This window comes from Cupriavidus sp. 09_S30 (assembly GCF_056930435.1).
In genome coordinates this window covers 3,062,905-3,080,543 of sequence record NZ_JBXOWI010000002.1, presented here as the reverse complement: position 1 = coordinate 3,080,543, position 17,639 = coordinate 3,062,905, and the positions used below count along the sequence as shown (strand labels likewise).

At 62.0% G+C, this 17,639-nt stretch carries 16 protein-coding genes and 2 pseudogenes; 16 read left to right on the top strand and 2 right to left on the bottom strand.

The features are described 5' to 3' along the window. Positions 1 to 33 precede the first annotated feature (33 nt). Positions 34 to 933, top strand: coding sequence for a LysR substrate-binding domain-containing protein (locus tag AC1Z3O_RS33970; protein WP_483521546.1), 900 nt, complete (start codon positions 34 to 36; stop codon positions 931 to 933). 28 nt (positions 934 to 961) lie between these two features. Here the strand turns inward: AC1Z3O_RS33970 and AC1Z3O_RS33965 are convergent. Continuing rightward, positions 962 to 1,391 (bottom strand): annotated as a pseudogene (locus tag AC1Z3O_RS33965) (transposase); the annotation flags it as partial. 4 nt (positions 1,392 to 1,395) lie between these two features. Here AC1Z3O_RS33965 and AC1Z3O_RS33960 point away from each other — a divergent pair. The 6 genes from AC1Z3O_RS33960 (at position 1,396) to AC1Z3O_RS33935 (ending at position 8,188) form a co-directional block, all read left to right on the top strand. Then, positions 1,396 to 2,064 (top strand): TetR/AcrR family transcriptional regulator, encoded by a 669-nt coding sequence (locus tag AC1Z3O_RS33960; RefSeq protein ID WP_483521544.1) that lies wholly within the window; start codon positions 1,396 to 1,398, stop codon positions 2,062 to 2,064. Positions 2,065 to 2,739: 675 nt separating this feature from the next. Further along, positions 2,740 to 3,717, top strand: a complete 978-nt coding sequence (locus tag AC1Z3O_RS33955; protein ID WP_483521542.1) for a PDR/VanB family oxidoreductase — start codon at positions 2,740 to 2,742, stop codon at positions 3,715 to 3,717. Positions 3,718 to 3,730: 13 nt separating this feature from the next. Further along, the gene (locus tag AC1Z3O_RS33950) at positions 3,731 to 4,948 is read left to right on the top strand and encodes a cytochrome P450 (protein ID WP_483521541.1); all 1,218 of its coding nucleotides are present in this window, start codon (positions 3,731 to 3,733) and stop codon (positions 4,946 to 4,948) included. A gap of 15 nt (positions 4,949 to 4,963) precedes the next feature. After that, complete coding sequence (locus AC1Z3O_RS33945) at positions 4,964 to 6,214, top strand: thiolase family protein (protein ID WP_483521539.1); 1,251 nt, start codon at positions 4,964 to 4,966, stop codon at positions 6,212 to 6,214. A gap of 38 nt (positions 6,215 to 6,252) precedes the next feature. Further along, positions 6,253 to 6,894, top strand: coding sequence for an AMP-binding protein (locus AC1Z3O_RS33940; protein ID WP_483521537.1), 642 nt, complete (start codon positions 6,253 to 6,255; stop codon positions 6,892 to 6,894). Further along, the gene (locus AC1Z3O_RS33935) at positions 6,836 to 8,188 is read left to right on the top strand and encodes a class I adenylate-forming enzyme family protein (protein WP_483521535.1); all 1,353 of its coding nucleotides are present in this window, start codon (positions 6,836 to 6,838) and stop codon (positions 8,186 to 8,188) included. Before AC1Z3O_RS33940 ends, AC1Z3O_RS33935 begins: the two co-directional genes overlap by 59 nt. A gap of 104 nt (positions 8,189 to 8,292) precedes the next feature. On the opposite strand, the pseudogene AC1Z3O_RS33930 reads toward AC1Z3O_RS33935, so the two are convergent. Continuing rightward, positions 8,293 to 8,501, bottom strand: a pseudogene (locus AC1Z3O_RS33930) (IS5/IS1182 family transposase); the annotation flags it as partial. 90 nt (positions 8,502 to 8,591) lie between these two features. On the opposite strand from AC1Z3O_RS33930, the gene AC1Z3O_RS33925 reads away from it, so the two are divergent. The 9 genes from AC1Z3O_RS33925 (at position 8,592) to AC1Z3O_RS33885 (ending at position 17,631) form a co-directional block, all read left to right on the top strand. Further along, entirely contained in the window at positions 8,592 to 9,041 is a 450-nt protein-coding gene (locus AC1Z3O_RS33925) for a MarR family winged helix-turn-helix transcriptional regulator (RefSeq protein WP_483521533.1), read from the top strand. A 39-nt stretch (positions 9,042 to 9,080) separates the two neighbouring features. Further along, the gene (locus tag AC1Z3O_RS33920) at positions 9,081 to 10,553 is read left to right on the top strand and encodes an efflux transporter outer membrane subunit (RefSeq protein WP_483522136.1); all 1,473 of its coding nucleotides are present in this window, start codon (positions 9,081 to 9,083) and stop codon (positions 10,551 to 10,553) included. Between the two features lie 43 nt (positions 10,554 to 10,596). After that, positions 10,597 to 11,964 (top strand): EmrA/EmrK family multidrug efflux transporter periplasmic adaptor subunit, encoded by a 1,368-nt coding sequence (locus AC1Z3O_RS33915; RefSeq protein WP_483521531.1) that lies wholly within the window; start codon positions 10,597 to 10,599, stop codon positions 11,962 to 11,964. A gap of 73 nt (positions 11,965 to 12,037) precedes the next feature. Then, on the top strand, positions 12,038 to 13,606 hold the full coding sequence (locus AC1Z3O_RS33910; protein WP_483521530.1) for a DHA2 family efflux MFS transporter permease subunit: 1,569 nt from the start codon (positions 12,038 to 12,040) through the stop codon (positions 13,604 to 13,606). Between the two features lie 100 nt (positions 13,607 to 13,706). Next, positions 13,707 to 13,925, top strand: a complete 219-nt coding sequence (locus AC1Z3O_RS33905; RefSeq protein WP_483521528.1) for a hypothetical protein — start codon at positions 13,707 to 13,709, stop codon at positions 13,923 to 13,925. Positions 13,926 to 14,207: 282 nt separating this feature from the next. Further along, entirely contained in the window at positions 14,208 to 14,453 is a 246-nt protein-coding gene (locus AC1Z3O_RS33900) for a hypothetical protein (protein WP_483521526.1), read from the top strand. A 197-nt stretch (positions 14,454 to 14,650) separates the two neighbouring features. Continuing rightward, entirely contained in the window at positions 14,651 to 15,907 is a 1,257-nt protein-coding gene (locus AC1Z3O_RS33895) for a PAS domain-containing sensor histidine kinase (protein WP_483521524.1), read from the top strand. Beyond that, a complete protein-coding gene (locus AC1Z3O_RS33890) occupies positions 15,907 to 16,551 on the top strand; it encodes a response regulator (protein WP_483521522.1) in 645 nt (214 codons plus the stop codon). The genes AC1Z3O_RS33895 and AC1Z3O_RS33890 overlap by 1 nt, the downstream gene beginning before the upstream one ends. A gap of 240 nt (positions 16,552 to 16,791) precedes the next feature. After that, a complete protein-coding gene (locus AC1Z3O_RS33885) occupies positions 16,792 to 17,631 on the top strand; it encodes a universal stress protein (protein ID WP_483521520.1) in 840 nt (279 codons plus the stop codon). Positions 17,632 to 17,639: the final 8 nt, after the last annotated feature.

The following is a 17,639-nucleotide window of genomic DNA, read 5'->3' as shown; positions in this document are numbered from 1 at the left end:
TATAAGTCAAAATCATTTGATTTCAGATCAAGAATGAAAACGACCCTCGACGAACTACAGGCCTTCGCGGCAGTGGTGGACATGGGCTCGATCACCGCAGCCTCCGAACAGCTCGGATTGACCATCTCGGCCACCAGCCGCACGCTTGGCCGGCTGGAGGAGAAGCTGCAGACCACGCTGCTGCGCCGAACCACGCGGCGCCTGGAATTGACTGAGGAAGGCGCGGCCTTCCTGCAACATGCCCGCGCCATCCTGGCTTCGGTCGATGAAGCGGAAGAACAGATGGCGGCACGGCGGCTGCGCCCGGTCGGGCGCCTGCGGGTCGACGCGGCAACCCCCTTCATGCTGCACGTCATCGTGCCCTTGCTCGAGGGGTTCCATGCTCGCTACCCGGAAGTGGAGCTGGAACTGAACTCGAATGAAGGCATCATCGACCTGATCGAGAAACGCACCGATGTGGCGTTCCGCATCGGTGCGCTGAAGGACTCGACCTTGCATGCGCGTCCGATCGGCACTAGCCGTGTGCGGGTGCTAGCCAGCCCTGCCTACCTGGAGCGTCATGGCACGCCGACCAGACCAGCCCAGCTCGGGCAGCACGCTCTGCTGGGCTTCAACCAGCCCGATACGCTGAACGACTGGCCGCTGCGTAACGCCGACGGAAGTACTGTGCACATCAAGCCGACGATCGCCTCGTCCAGTGGTGAAACGCTCAGGCAGATAGCCCTTGCCGGCCTGGGCATCGTGTGCCTGTCGGACTTCATGACTTGGGAAGATCGCCACAGCGGCCGGCTGGTCCAGTTGTTCCCGAAGCAGACACTCGACGTGCGTCAGTCGATCAATGCGGTCTACTACCGCAACACGGCGATTGCATCCCGGATCACCTGCTTTGTCGAACATGTGATCGGCGTGCTGGGCAAGCGACCATTCGAGTGACCGCCCAACGAATGGCTTCGATCGGGTCACGCGGGAGAGTGCCATTGCGTACCAGCGGGCCGTCTTGCGACTCAACGACGAAGCAACTTTGTCGGCAACGCCGATGCGCTGCTGGAATTGACAGATGGTGTCGCGGTCGGGCACATTGGTCGAATTTTTCAGCAGGCAGAAACGCTGGCGGCTCGTGCGATCAAGCAGTCGGTTTCGATCTGCTCGTCCGAGAGCTTATACAGGCGTTTGAGCACCAGGAATCGCACCATGACCTCGGTTGGGTAAGGCGAGCGCCCACCCTTGCGGCCATCGCCCCTGGGGTACAAGTCATCAATCAAGCCTGCCAGAGCGGCCAAGTCGATGTGTCGGGCTACCACGCGCAGCGGATCGCCGAATTGCTCGATCTTGCCTGTGCGGCTGGCATCGGCAAACAGGTCAGGCTTGAGGGCGCTGCTGGCACAGATCATTCACATGGACACACCGAAGAGAGCCCAACCCCGAAGCGAGGCTTCCGACCGCAAGACGGCGACGCAGTCCAAGCAGGGCACAAGAATGCGATCAGGTCAAAAAACGCGGGATGTCGCGCTGCCGGATGACCGCAAGGGGCAATTGCTGGAAGAGGCAGCGCGCCTGTTCGGCGCGCATGGCTATGACAAAACCTCTATGCGAGACATCGCGGCGGCATTCGGCATATTACCGGGCTCTCTTTACCATCACTTTGGGTCAAAAGATGAGCTCTTTGCAGCGGTGTACGCAGAGGGCGTAGATCAATTTATCGCGGCTGTAGAAAATGCTGTTAGCCCTTTCAGTGACCCTTGGGAACGCCTTGAGGCGGGCTGTGTTGCCCATCTAGAGTCTCTTGTATCTCGGGATAGTTCAACCGCTGCGGTGTTCAGGGATTGGTCAAGCTCGCATTCAGAGCAACTGCGGGCAGCACTTGTGAAAGAGCGTGATCGGTACGAGTCTGTCTTCTCTAAACTGACCGCTGCGGTGCCCCTACCGAATGGGGTCGCTCGACAGTATTTTCGGTTGGCTTTACTTGGCGCATTTAATTGGGCACTAACCTGGTACAAGCCAGGCGGGGACTCTCCAGCGACTGTGGCACGCCAATTGCTCGCCGTTTTCCGCGCTTCCCGGTAGGGCTTGTTTCAACCGCGGCGTCAGCTGCGAGCAGCCCTTCGCGCTCGCGCAATGCCGCCTCGGATGCGCTGGCGCACAAAGACGACCCGCCGCTTCTTGCGCCAGCCGTGCAGCCTCAACTGCACCGGAGCCACCCGGCAGTCTTGGCTGTCCGCTCGGCTCCCGTTACTGCGCCCGAACCGTCGCGCCGCCATGCGCTGAACATTCCTGCTCTGCCTCAGCCGCAGCAGGTATGGCTGGCCGCGCTCTTCCAGCTGCACGAAGATGCCTTCGTTGTCGTAGTCGGGGTCCCCGCGCCGGGCGTCATGCCTCCCAACTCGTCCGGCAACTCTCCCAGCCTCGCATGAGCGTGGCCGCTGCTTAACTGCAGATCCAGCACCAGCCGCAGGTTGGCGACCCGGACGGTGTGCAGCGCATGTCCATTGCGGGACAAGCTACGAGTCATTCCTGGGCGCCAGCCTGCTGTCCCGCGACTACCTCGCATTGAGACCCTGCTGGCAGGGTAAACGCCTAAGAATTCATTTGACCAAACGATTGTTTGGTAGATGCGCTGATGCTAACCTTTGAGCAGACGGAAGCACAGGTGTCCCCGGCATCTGGTGAAGTGATCAGTAGCGATTTCAGATGCCCGTTTCACGGCGCTGAGGGGCATCAAAATTCTGCAAAGGAATGGGAATGCAATCCAATTTCAAGGTTGTCGTGCTTGATCGCAAACCAAGCGCGCAGCGAATTGTGACTTTGACGCTGGCCAACGCAGATGGGTCTAAATTGCCCTCGTGGAGCGCAGGGGCACACATTGATGTGCAAGTGTTTGATAAATCGGGGCTACCCTCGACGAGGCAGTACTCGCTATGCGGCAAGCGTGAAGATCGCACCTGGACCATTGCAATACTGGATGAAGAAAACGGGCGAGGCGGTTCGCGATGGTTACACCAGGCCGCCAACGTAGGCTCGCAACTGACCGTGAGCATGCCTCGCAACAACTTTCGTCTACACGACGGGAGCGCTCCAACCGTACTTGTTGCCGGCGGCATTGGCATCACACCCATCTTGGCAATGGCGCGAGAACTGCAAGCACGAGGAGAGCAGTTTTCATTGCACTACTTCGCGCGAACCAGGGAAAGCGCCGCCTTTCTGGATGAAATCCAGACCGGCGAAATCGCTCCTTACTCAAGCGTCTTCCTGGACGATGAAATGGGCAACACGCGGCCGACGTTCGCAAGCGGTCTCCCCACCACGCTATCAGAGAGCCATCTCTATGTGTGCGGGCCAGAGGGCTTCATGAATGCAGTCTGCGAGGAGCTCACATCAAAGGGGTTGTCCCCCGGCCGTGTTCATCGGGAACTGTTCGCGAGTGCCCAACGCGGAGTTTCTCACTGCAAGGCGAGACCCTTTGAGATCCAGCTGCGATCCGACGGCCGCGTCATTGAGGTTGCCGAAACTACCACAGCTGTCCAGGCGCTGGCCGCCGCTGGCATCGATGTGGTCGTGTCGTGCGAGCAAGGTCTGTGCGGCTCATGCCTGACACACGTAATCGAAGGCATTCCGGACCATCGAGATCAGTTTTTGCTACCAGAAGAGCGAGAACGTAACGACTGTTTCACACCGTGCTGCTCCCGTGCAGTTTCCGCTCGCCTGGTGCTGGACCTCTGAAGAAGGGCAAGAAATGACGACACCATTCGAGAGCTACGACCCATCCGATAAGCAAGTTCGCGAGAATCCGTTTCCCGTATACGCGTACCTGCAAGACAATGATCCCGCGCATTGGAGCAAACCGCTCAAGAGCTGGGTTATCACGCGTTATGACGATGTACGCCAAGCCACCATGGCTCCCTCGATGTCATCAGATCGGCTACGGCCCTTCTATGAAGCACTCAAGGACGAGCGACGCGACATACTCTCGGGGGTAATGCGTTACCTGAACCTGTGGCTTGTATTCCGAGCGCCGCCGGAGCATACCCGCGTACGCAAGCTGTTGAACTCAGTCTTTACCCCTGCATTGGTTGCTTCAATGCAGGAGGACATCGCCGCTACCGTTGAATACCTTTTCGACCAACTTCAAACTGATCAACCCGTAGATTTTATGCGCGAGGTTGCGGTACTGCTGCCCGCCTATGTCATTCTAGACATGCTGTCAGTACCCCGAGACGACTTCGGGAAGATCAAGAAATGGTCTGACGACTTGCGACTATTCATTGGCTCAGCGCAAGCCGAGCCGGACAAATACACACGCGCTCGCGAAGGCGCAGACCGGATGTCCGAGTACTTCCGCGAACTGATCAGGCAACGTCGTGAAAGGCTCGGGCATGACGTAGTCAGCAAAATGATTGAAGCCAGCGTGGATGGTGACGGTCTCAGCGAAGACGAACTGATTGCTACCTGCATGTTGGTTCTGTTTGGTGGTCACGAAACGACGACCAGCTTGCTAGGGAATGCGGTGAAGGCATTGCTCGATCATCCGTTCGAACTTCAGAGATTGCGCGAGGAACCGCAGCTCATTGAAAGCGCTGTCGAGGAGTTTCTCCGCTATGACGGACCCGTAAACTCCATTGCGCGTGTCGTGGCCAATGACCATGAGGTTGGCGGTCGGGTTCTCAAGAAGGGGGACCGCGTTTTCATCATGATCAATGCAGCAAACCGAGACCCGCGTCGCTTTGACAGGCCGCACGAATTGGACCTGGCACGCAGTCCCAATCGACATCTCACCTTTGGTCAAGGATTGCACTTCTGCCTCGGTGCCCCGCTAGCGCGGCTCGAAGCCAGAATCTGTCTTTCGTTGCTCGTGCAAAGGTACCCGGCCATGCGCCTGGCGCCCGGCTCGATCCGATGGATGGACGCGCTCGTCATGCGCGGCCTGACATCACTTCCCTTGTATCTTCAGTGAGACGGAGGAGCATCGATGGACGAGGTATTCATCATCGGTACAGCCTGTACTCCTTTTGGTAAGCACGCAGAGTTCAGTTTCAAAGAACTCACCCGAATGGCCTACCTTGAAGTTCTTGCTGATGCTGGCATGGCGGACGGCGGCGCCATAGAACAGGCGTGGTTCGGAAATTGTGGTATGGGTGTGGTGGGGCAATCCAGTATCAGAGGGCAAGTGTGTCTCACTCCGCTAGTTCGAGAAGGGCTATTCCCGGAACGGGTGCCTGTCATCAACGTGGAAGGAGGATGCGCAACCGCCTCTATGGCGTTTCACGGCGCGTGGAAAGACATTCTGTCCGGGCAATCGAGCCTTTCTCTCGCCATCGGCGTGGAAAAGACGTGGTTCCCTGAGGACGCGGGCCGTACGAAGCAAATATTCGACGGCGGAATCGACCGGTTTGACCCACACGAATGGCTTGAATACTACAAGACGGCTGGTGATAGAGCAGGCAAGCCGTTTGACCCTCAGGCGAGCCGCGGCACCGTCTTCATGGACACCTATGCCATGCAAGCCGCGTACCACATGAAGGTATGGGGTACTACGCGCGAGCAGATCGCTATGGCCGCCTCGAAGAACCATGCGATGGGGGCGCTAAATCCGAAGGCGCAGTATCGCTTTGAACTAACCCCCGACCAAGTACTGTCGGACCGAGAGGTAAGTTGGCCGCTGACCCGCGCAATGTGCGCACCGATTGGTGATGGTGCTGCTGCGGCGCTGCTCTGTTCTGCTGAATTCCTGCGCAAGCAACCTTCTGCTGTACGGGAACGGGCCATACGAGTCCGCGCCAGCGTACTAACGGGGGGAAAGTATCGAGATTTGGACGAAGCCGGTCTTTCCGCCATCGCCGCAGCGCGCGCTTATCAGCAAGCCGGCATCAATCCAAGTGCCGTTGATGTCGCTGAAGTACACGATGCGACATCTTTCTGCGAAATATTTCAAGCCGAAATGCTTGGCTTCTGTGAGCGAGGTAAGGGCGGGCCTTTCATTGCATCAGGCGCCACTTCTCTTGGGGGAAGTATTCCGATAAATCTTTCGGGAGGTCTCGTATCTAAAGGACACCCAATCGGTGCGACGGGGTTATCGATGATCTACGAGCTTGTAGCGCAACTGCGAGACGAAGCAGGTGCCCGCCAGTGCCCAGGTGCGGAAATCGGATTGGCAGAGAACGGGGGTGGCGTCATGGGCTTCGATGAAGCCGCTTGTTCGGTCATCGTTTTGCAGCGTTAGTTGTCAGAGCCACATTATCTATAAAACGGGAGACAAGCATGAGTACATGGAATGTGACCGGGCCGAGCAACGGCACCTGCAAATCGTGGAGAGATTTATCGCCTGAGTTAAGGGATGAGGTTGAGCGGGTTCGCGCACCTCTCGGTCGAGGTATTGCCTGGGAAGGCACGGAGATCTGGGCCTACAAAGACCGTCCGAGCAACGTGATTGAAGTGTTTGACAGCAACGTAGCGCGCTATGCAGATAATGAAGCGTATGTTTTTTACCCAACGGGGGACAGATACACTTGGGGTGAAGTTGGCGCAAAGGTAAACAATGCCGCGGCCGCACTTCGAGAAAAGTACGGCTTCAAAAAAGGAGACAGGTTCTGTCTTCTATCGCCTGGCTGCATTGAATACGTTGTCGGGTACCTTGCGGCACTAAAGCTGGGAGGCATCGCCGTGCCGGTAAACCTGGGCCTGAGTGCCGAAGGTATCGCCACACAGGTAAAAGCGGTGGAAGCAAAAGGGTGCGTGGTATCTCCTGAAATCTGGAATGACAAGCTCAAAGCGATACGCTCGCAATTGGGAAGCATTGAGGTGATCTTCGTCACTGGCCAAGAAGCGGAGACCGGGGACTACGATGTTCTCAACCGTTTCGGAGGCTGCATCTCACCACTTTGTGCGTGCAGATGTCGATGAATGGGACCTCTGCGCCATCTCATTTACCTCAGGCACCACCGGTGCTCCCAAAGGCACCATGGCCATGCACATCAACGCGCTAGGTTGTGCCAAAAATGTTTCTGCAGTCGTTAAGGGGCTTGCGCCGACAGATGTGAACATCTGCATGCCTCCCCTTTACCACAATACAGCGGTCTACTGTGATTTTCTGCCGGCGCTGGTGACGGCAGGGAAATGCGTCGTGATGCGCTCATTCAATCCACTTGATGCAATCAAAATAATTGAAAAGGAGCGGGCTACCTGGTGTGTTGCTGCGCCAATCATGCTGTGGATGATAATGAATCATCCGGACTTTAAGAAGCACGACTGCGCTTCATTGAGGAAGATCGTTTTTGGTGGGCATGCAGCATCTGAGGCATTTATTAATCAGCTGGCAAAAGAGTTCTCGCCGCTTGCTATGGTAAATGCTGGTTCAGTTTCAGAGAGCACCGCGGTTGGCTTTTCCTTGCCTACTGAAGATGCCATCCGAAAGATTACTAGTTGCGGTCTCGCCACCCCGAACACAGAAATCACGATCTTTGACGAGCAGGGAAATGAGTTGACAGAACCCGGCTCCATTGGAGAGGTGGCCTACAAAGGGCAGCAAACTAACGCAGGCTATTGGCGACAGCCAGAAAAAACACGCGAAGTATTTCGAAGGGATGGATACGTACTATCCGGAGATTGGGCAAAGATTGACGAAGAGGGCTATCTTTGGCTTCTTGATAGAAAAAAGGACATGATCGTCCGAGGAGGTCAGAACGTTTATTGCATTGAGGTGGAGAACAAGCTCTATATGCATGAAAAGGTTCTGTCCGCGGCGGTTGTCGGCGTGCCTGATCACGTATTTTCAGAGCGAATAAAGGCTGTGGTTGTTCCAAAGCCAGGTCAGAGCCTTTCAGTGATGGAAATCAAGGAGCATTGCCGGAAACAGCTTGCGCGCTATGAGGTGCCAGAATATGTGGTGATAGCGAAGTCCATCCCAACGAATCCTGCTGGGAAAACCCTGAAGCCTCAATTGATCGATTTGTGGGGTCACTCCGACGAATCGGACGACCCAAGCTTTGACCAGTTTGAAGCGTTCTTCAACAGCATTGCGGAAGAAATCAAAGACAAGGCCCATCTGAGCGTGGCAGGGACGCTGCACACTCCCAATGACATACTGGAGAACATGCGAGAGAAGTCTGAGCTGGGGATGGTCGTCAGACAGCTAATTGAGGACAAGGGGATTGTGGACATGCTGAAGCCTTCTGAAGCCCGCTTTCAAAAGCCTTAGGCAACTCGCGTAGATTTGGTTGCCGGCTCTGGGCAATTCGTTTTGCGGTCGTTGGATTTCGCACCGGCGACTGGCGAGACCAATGTGACAGCACAAGGCAGCCACAGTACAAGGGCGTAAAAGAGCCGCAGCCTTCTCAGGATCAAGCGCAGGCTGCGGCGAGCGCCACATGGCACCACGCGCGTGCATCGCCAAGCGCTCCTTTGCGCCAGTGGCGATCCACCTTGCCAACCACCTTCTTGTGGCCAATGACCCACTCGATGGCCCTGCGCCGACATATCATCGCGGGCAAGCGGCCCGTGATGCCTTTGCGTTAGCCCGCGGTGATCGGCACAAAGAAATTCTCCTTGTATTTATCTGACAGATCAATTATTGTCCAGTCAGCAAGAAGGGAACCGCAGCCATGGACCACTACACCAAGGAAGACTTCCAGGAAGACTTCAAACTCACTAAGAGCGTTGGATTCTTCCTCAATCGCGCCCGCAACACATTGCTGATGGAGATGGATGCGGCGTTGAAGGACCTGGACATCACCGGCCAGCAGATGGGGATCGTGCTTTCGCTGACGCACGGCGCGGCCGCCACGCCTTTCGAACTGAGCAAGCTGCTCGGCATCGACACCGGCCTGATGACCCGCATGCTGGACAAGCTGGAAGCCAAGGGCCTGCTGTCGCGCAACCGCAGCCTCGACGATCGCCGCGTGGTCAACCTGACCCTGAGCAAGAAGGGGCAGGAGGTTGCCGAGCGCATTCCGGAAGTGGCCCCGACAGTACTCAATCAGCGACTCAAGGACTTCAGCAAGGAGGAGTTCGTTGAGTTCCGCCGGCTGCTCGCCAAGTTTGCGGACGCCTGAGCGCGTCTTTTTTTGGTGATTTAACTGACAGGTCAGATGATGCTGAATCAGAAATTTCGCCGGGCACGCCGCTTCTCCGGACCCGCTCTCTCCGTCCTGATGGCCGCAGTGCTGGCCGGCTGCGTCAACTATGCCGGCATCAAGAGTGACAAGCACATCGTCGAGGCCACCAGCTACGCCACATCGCAGAGCATTCCGGCCGAGCAGGGCCGCTGGCCTTCGGCGGACTGGGCCGACCAGTTTGGCGATGCCCAACTCAAGGCGCTGATCGACGAAGCGATGCGGGGCAGCCCTTCGCTGGAAAAGGCCCGGGCCCGCGTGGCCGCCGCCACGGCGCTCAGCGAAGGTGCCAACGCCAACACGCTGCCGCAGGTGGGTGCCGGCTACTCGTGGACGCGCCAGCGCTTTACCGAAAGCACGCTGATACCGCCGCCCTTCGCCGGTTCCTGGCAGTCGGAAAACAAGGCCTTCATCGGCGCCTCGTATGAGCTGGACCTGTGGGGCAAGAACCGCGAGGCGCTCAAGTCCGCCGTGTCCTCCGTGCACGCCAGCGAGGCCGAGGCGGAACAGGTCAGGCTGACACTCAGCAGCGCGATTGCCCGCGCCTATAACGAGCTGGCCCGCCTCTACGCGCTGCGCGACATCGCCCAGGATGAAGTGACGCAGCGCCGCGAGGTGCTTCGCGTGACCAACGGGCGCGTCACCATGGGCCTGGACACCGAGGTCGAGAAGCGCACCGCGGAAGCCAACCTGGCAGCCAGCGAGGTCGCACTGTCTGCGTTCGATGGCAGCATCCTGCGCACGCGCTACCAGCTCGGCGCACTGCTCGGGCAAGGCCCGGACCGCGGCCTGGCGCTTGCCCGTCCCGATCTCGGCGCCGGCGACGAGGTTCGCCTGCCGGACAACCTCCCTGCCGACCTGGTCTCGCGCCGCCCGGATATCGTGGCCGCGCGCTGGCGTGTGGACGCGACCCTGCATGACATCAAGGTCGCCAAGGCCGAGTTCTACCCGGACATCAACCTCAGCGCCATGATCGGCCTCGATGCCTTTGGCTGGGGTCGCTTCCTGCACGCCGCCAGCCGCACTGCCTCGGCTGGCGCGGCGATCCACCTGCCGATCTTCGACGGCGGCGCGCTGCGCGCCCAGCTCAAGGGTCGCTACGCCGATTTCGACTTCGCCGTGGCGAACTACAACGAGACGCTGGTCAATGCCCTGACCGACGTCGCCACGCAGCTGGCGGACATCCGCTCCATCGACGCGCAGATCGTCAACGCGGTGCGCACCGACACCGCCGCGCAGCGCGCACTGACCCTGGCGCTGGCGCAGTACAAGGCAGGCCTGACCACGCAGCTGACCGTGCTGAATGCGCAGACGACCGCGCTCGCCAGCAGCCAAGTGGTGGCCAACCTGCGCATGACCCGCCGCGACCGGCAGATCGCCCTGGCCGCCGCGCTGGGCGGTGGCTATACGGATACCTCCGACTCGGTCAAGCAAGCGGCTCTCGTCCGCTGATTCCGCTGAATCCGCTTTCCACGAACCTGAAACAGGTGACGCCATGAACGAAACGACCAAGGCCGACGCCGCTGCTGAACAGACCAGCGCGCAGCAAGCCGACGACGCCCAGGCCGGCAAGAAGAACACGCGCAAGCGCCTGCTTGCCCTGCTGGGCCTGACCACCGCCCTGGCAGCGGCCGGCTATGGCGCGTACTACTACACGGTGGGGCGCTTCCACGAAGAAACCGATGACGCCTACGTCAACGGCAACCTCGTCCAGCTCACCCCGCAAGTGACCGGCACCGTGGTCGCGGTCAATGCCGACGACACGCAGATTGTCAAGGCCGGCGAACCCGTGGTGACGCTCGACCCTGCCGACGCCAGGATTGCGCTTGCCCATGCCGAGGCCGCCCTCGGCCAGACGGTACGGCAAGTCAGTGCGCTTTATGTCAACAACAATGTACTCGCATCCACCGTGCAGCAGCGGCAATCCGACCTCACCCGCGCCCGGGACGACCTGCGCCGCCGCACCGAGGTGGCCGAGACCGGCGCGGTGGCCGCGGAAGACGTGGACCACGCCCGCGATGCCGTCAAGAGCGCGGAAGCCGCGCTCGAGACCGCGCGCCAGCAGCTTGCCTCCAACCACACGCTGACCGACCAGGCCACCGTGGCCGACCATCCCAGCGTGCTCGCCGCCGCGGCCAAGGTGCGCGAGGCCTACCTTGCCAATGCCCGCAATACGCTGCCCGCCCCGGTCACCGGCTATGTCGCGCGGCGCTCCGTGCAGGTTGGCCAGCGCGTGGCCCCCGGCAATCCGCTGATGGCCATCGTGCCGCTCGATGGCGTCTGGGTCGATGCCAACTTCAAGGAAGTCCAGCTCAAGCACATCCGCATCGGCCAGCCGGTCGAACTGCATGCTGACCTGTATGGCGGCAAGGTGACCTACCACGGCAAGGTGGTCGGCTTCTCGGCTGGCACCGGCAGCGCCTTTTCGGCCCTGCCCGCGCAGAACGCCACCGGCAACTGGATCAAGGTCGTGCAGCGCCTGCCGGTGCGCATCGCGCTCGATCCGGCGGAGCTGCGCGCCCATCCGCTGCAGATCGGGCTGTCGATGATGGTCGACGTGCAGACGCGCAGGGAAGGCGGCTCCAGCGTCGCTGGCAGCGGTGGAGCGATCTACCGCACGGCCTATCGCACCGATGTGTTCCAGCGCTATGGCGAAGAAGCCGATCGCGAAATCGCGCGGATCATCGCGCAGAACCGCAATGGCTCGGGCAGCTCGGGCGGTTCGGAAGCGGCGGTCGAGCATACGGCGCAGCAAGGGGAGAAGTCCCGGCAACAGCCCGAGGGGCGGCGCGAGGCCCAGATGGCGGGTAATGCGTCAGCGCATCGCGCTGCGCAGCCGGCCCGCGAGACTGCCGGGACCTGAGGACACCGCACTGCCGTCCCGCCTCGCCCATTTAGCTGACAGATCAGATATCAGATTTTAGCTGGAGCGCATCATGCCATCCCAAGCCCAGACCTCGCCCGCGCCAGCACCAGCCTCGCTCACCGGCAGCAAGCTGGTGATGGGAAGCTTTGCCGTGGCCCTGGCCACCTTCATGAACGTGCTGGACTCATCGATCGCCAACGTTGCGATCCCGACGATTTCCGGCAACCTCGGCGTGTCGGTGGATGAGGGCACCTGGGTCATCACGTTGTTTGCCGCCGCCAATGCCGTGGCGATCCCGCTGACTGGCTGGCTGACCCAGCGCGTGGGCCAGATCCGCTTGTTCGTCGGCGCCATCCTGATGTTTGTGCTGTCATCGTGGCTGTGCGGCATGGCGCCCAACCTGACCGTGCTGCTGGCCGCGCGCATCCTGCAGGGCGCGGTGGCGGGCCCGCTGATTCCGCTGTCGCAATCGATCCTGCTGTCTTCCTACCCCAAGGAAAAAAGCGGCGCCGCCCTGGCCCTGTGGTCCATGACCGCCACCGTCGGCCCGATCGCCGGCCCGGCCCTGGGCGGCTGGATGACCGACAGCTACTCGTGGTCATGGATCTTCTACATCAATGTGCCGGTCGGCCTGTTCGCCGCGGCCGTCACGTGGGCGATCTATCGAGACCGCGAAACGCCGACGCACAAGTTGCCCATCGACCTGGTCGGCCTGGCTTCACTGATCACCTGGGTGGCATCGCTGCAGATCATGCTCGACAAGGGCAAGGACCTGGACTGGTTCAGCTCGCCGGTCATCATCGGCCTCGCCATTACCGCCCTGCTCAGTTTCCTCTTCTTCGTGATCTGGGAGTTGACGGAACCGAATCCGATCATCGACCTGCGCCTGTTCAATGGCCGCAACTTCCTGGCCGGCACCGTGGCCATCTCGGTGGCCTACGCCGTGTTCTTCGCCAACCTGGTGGTGCTGCCGCAGTGGATGCAGCAGTACCTGGCCTACCCCGCCGTCAATGCCGGGCTCGTGACCGCGCCGCTGGGCATCTTTGCCGTTCTATTGGCGCCGGTGCTGGGCAAGATCCTGCCCAAGTCGGAACTGCGCGTGCTGGCCACACTGTCCTTCCTCGGCTTTGCCGGCGTGTTCTTCATGCGCTCGGAATACACCACCGGCGTGGACACTTACACACTGGTACTCCCCACCTTGCTGCAAGGCATTCCGACCGCGCTGTTCTTCGTCCCGCTGACCGCGATCATCCTTTCAGGCCAGGCGCCCGAGAAGATTCCGGCCGCCGCCGGCTTGTCGAACTTCGCCCGGGTATTCTGCGGTGCCGTGGGCACGTCCCTGGCCACCACCGGTTGGAACAACCGCGCCGTGCTGCACCATGCCCGGTTGGTGGATCAAGCCGGCCCGGACAACCCGCTGTATGGCGCCGCCCTTCATTCGATCCAGTCGACCCTGGGCTTCACCCCCGAGCAGGCTGTCGCCTACTTTGAGCGCAGCCTGAACACGCAGGCGATCATGCTCGGCCTGAACGATATCTTCTGGATCTCGGGCGTGATCTTTGTCGCCATCGTGCCGCTGATCTGGCTCACCAGACCTGTCAGGGGGGCGGCATCCGACGCCGCAGCGGCGGCGCACTGAGGGGCTGCATCAAGTGCGCGCGCGAATCGTGCTAATCGTGCTGGCGCCCGGCACGGACGAGTCGGCACGCAGGCCATCCTATCGCCTTCCGGAGCCGCCGATGTCGCAGAGCACCTTCTTCTTCACAGCCAGGACGAGAATCTGCCGTGCCTCGTACCGGCTTGCCGGCGCGAGCTGGCAGGGCGCGTCGTTCCTCTCGGACGTCGCGCTTCAGACGATGACGGCATCCCTGGTGGGCGGCATGCTGCTGATGGCAGCGGCATGCTCGATGTATGCCATTGCCATGGCGCTGTTTCACATGGACGGCATCCCGCGTTAGTTGGTACGGGATGCCGTCATGCAACCGGCGCCCCCACCGCGGACGGCGGCATCTCCGGCGCGGCATTGGGCCGCGCGCAGCCGAACGCAGGCCGGCCCGGAACAACGGCATGCTGGCCGGAGTCTAGACTTGAATCAGTCGACGGCCTCTGCCAGGCAGCTGTCGCTCGGCTCGGCTCGGCGCATGGGCATGCGCTGTGCAGGCATGGTGCGATCCGGAATGGTTCCCGGATGGCCGTCATGCCACCGTCTGGAGCCTGGTCTGCTGTTGTCTTGTTAAACCATGAAAACGGATCCACGCAGCGAAGCCGCCAGGGGCATCGGTCCGTTGCGGATGCTCGAGGAGCTTGCGCTCGCCCTGCTCGTGCTGGCTAGCGTCGGCGTGGCATGGCTGGTGCTCAGTCCCGCCGGCCGGGACTGGCTGGCAGGACTCACGCCGCTCGAGAAGCGCTACCTTGGGGCGTTCTTCATGGTCGCCGGCATCCTCGGCGCATGGGTTTGCACGCGCCGGTTGCGGCGGATCGGCTGATCATCCGGCTCCCCCGGGACTGAGGCAGCCAGCCTGGGTTCGGGCAGGCGTGCAGGCTGGTCGGACGCCGAAGTACGTGGGGGCGCACTTTTCGCCGTGGCGGGCGGTGCCGTCGGCCGAAGGAGTTCCCAAGTCGGGAAAAGTCTCCTAACGTTGATCAATCGCCTGGACCGTCACCGCCTCAAATCGCCAACGGAATGCCGCGCGGCTCGAGAGCCTATCCCTCTGGCACTGCCTGCCGTACCGCCCTGGTGCTGTTGCTGGCGTGCGCTGCTGCGGTCGCCGCCTGGAAGCGGCCGGGGCGGAGCCGCCCGCGCGCCCTCCCTGCCGATGGCGCGGACGCCCGCGCCGATGTGCAGGTCTACGGGGCCGTCGAAAGCGAAGCGCGTCTTGCCGGCATCATCCGTTCGTCGATGGAGGCCATCATCACCGTGGACGAGCAGCAGCGCGTCGTACTCTTCAATCCGATGGCGGAGACCCTGTTCGGCTGGAAGGCGGGAGATGCGCTGGGCCGCCCGCTTGGCGACTTCATCCCGCAGCGCTACCGTGCCGCGCATGAGCGGCACGTGCGCCGCTTCGGCGTGACCGGCGTTTCCGAGCGCCAGATGGGGCAGCAACGCACGCTCTATGCCTTGCGGCGCGACGGCGTCGAGTTCCCGATCGAGGCCTCGATCTCGCAGACCCCGGATGGTGGCGGAAAGCTCTATACGGTGATGCTGCGCGACACTACCGAACGCGTGCTGGCCGAGCAGGCGCTGCGCCGATCGCGTGAAGAGCTGCAGCAGCTCTCCGACAGCATCCTCGCGGCGCGCGAGGAGGAGAAGCGCCGCATCGCGCGGGAACTGCACGACGATCTCGGCCAGCGCTTGAGCGCGCTCAAGATGGATCTCGCGATGCTGGCCGGCGACCTGCGCGAGGCCGGCGCCATAGACTCCGCCGCCGGGCCGATCGAAGCGATGCACGCTGTCATCGACGAGACGGTCAGCTCGGTGCGGCGCATTGCCGCTGACCTGCGCCCCGCGCTGCTCGATGAACTGGGCCTGGTGCCGGCCATCGAGTGGCTGGCGAAGGACTTTTCGACGCGCTATGGGATCCAGGTCGAGCCCCACACGATCGGCGATGAGATCGAGGTGCCGGAACGGACCGGCACCGCGGTCTTCCGCATCGTGCAGGAAGCACTCAATAATGTGGCCCGTCACGCCGGCGCGTCGGCCGTCGACATATCGCTGGAGCGCGCCGGGGAGTGGTATCAGCTGACTGTCTGCGACAACGGCCGCGGCTGGGACGGGACGATGCCGGAGCGCCCGAAACGCGTGTCCTTCGGGCTCCTGGGAATCCGCGAACGCGCCAGGCTGATCGGCGGCAGTGTTGCCATCCCGCCGTCGCCAGGGCAGGGTTTCTGCCTGATGGTGCGCTTTCCCGCCACGACGCCTGGCGCGGAGGAGGGCCATTGATGATCCGGGTCATGATTGCCGACGACCACGCCGTGGTTCGCGATGGCCTGCGCCACATCCTGGAGCGGGCCGGAGGATTCGAGATCGTCGCCGAAGCGGCGGACGGCACCGAGGTGCCGAAGCTGGCGCGTGAGTGCTGCGCCCAGCTCATCCTGCTGGATCTCTCCATGCCCGGGCGCAACGGGCTCGAACTGATCCGGCAATTGCGGGCGGAGCAACCCGCGCTGCGCATCCTGGTGCTGACGATGCACGCGGAGGAGCAATACGTGATGCGCGCATTCCGTGCCGGCGCGTCGGGCTACCTGACCAAGGAGAGCGCCGCGACCGAACTGGTCAACGCCATCGCCAAGGTTGCCGGCGGTGGCACCTATGTGAGCCAGGCGATGGCGGAGAAGCTCGCCGCCGGCCTGCAGGAAGGGAACGAGGCGCCGCACCTGCGGCTGTCGGACCGCGAGATGGAGGTGTACCGGCATCTGGTCGCCGGCGAGGCGCTCACCGAGATCGCGGCGTCCCTGTGCGTGAGCGCCAAGACGGTCAGCACCTACAAGATGCGGATCATGGAAAAGCTGGAACTGGGAAACGATGCCGCCCTGGTACGCTACGCGATCCGCCATCGCCTGTTCGACGAGGCGGACGATCTCTGACATGCGCGCCGTGCTGCGGCGCAGCGCTGCACAATCCGCGATAGGCGAACCGGGCCGCCGCTATTCGATGGGAATCAAAGGCCGCGATTGCGCGCGGCCTTGCGCTGGGTCAACCCGCTCGCAAGGCTGGCGGCTACAGTGAAACGGCGCGTGCCGGCAGCGATGCCGGATCCCGGCGCATCCATCGGCCGCCGCCTGCCCTTGGCGCACCCGACCCACTGTCCATCCTGGAGCCTGACCATGCGCTATTCGTCCGTCATGGCGCTGCTCGACAGCAGCCGCAGGGCGTATCACCGCCTGGAGATCGCCACGCGGCTCGCCGCGGCGCAGAAGGCGACCCTGATCGGCCTGCCCTTGCTGCCGCAGCCGGATCCGGCCTTGGCCTTGCGGCGCCAGCAGGACCGGGAATTCATGGAAGCGCTGGCGCAACGGCGCGCGGAGGCCGTCAGCCAGATGCGCCATGCCTTCGAAGGAGCGGCGGACGAGTCGCCGGTCGAGGTCGAGTGGCGCGCCCAGCAGGGCGCTCCGCTCGACGTGGTGCAGCGCGAGGCATGCATGGCGGACCTGATTGTCGCGGGCCAGTACGACCCCGGCGACGGCGATTCCTGGGTCACCGAGAAGTTCGTCGAATCCCTGCTGCTGAGTTGCGGCCGTCCGGTCCTCGTGGTGCCTTACACAGGGCGGTTCGCCAGCACCGGCGCTACGGTGATGCTGGCCTGGGGCGGCACGCGCGAATCGACGCGCGCCATGCACGACGCGGTGCCGATCCTGGCGCAAGCGCGAGCCGTGCACGTTGTCTGCGCGCCGCATGCCAGCGGCACCGGCCACGAGCGCGAAGCGCCCGGCGAGCATGCCGTGGACTACCTGCGCCGCCAGGGCATCGAGGCGACGCTCGAGACGCTGCCCGGCGTGACCGACCAGGCGCTCGGCGAGCTGCTGCTGTCACGCAGCGCGGACCTCAGCGTTGACCTGATCGTGATGGGTGCATACGGACATGCCCGGATGCGGGAGGTGGTGCTGGGCGGCGTCACGCAGACCATGCTTGCCGCGATGACGGTGCCGGTGCTGTTCTCGCACTGACGCGCAAC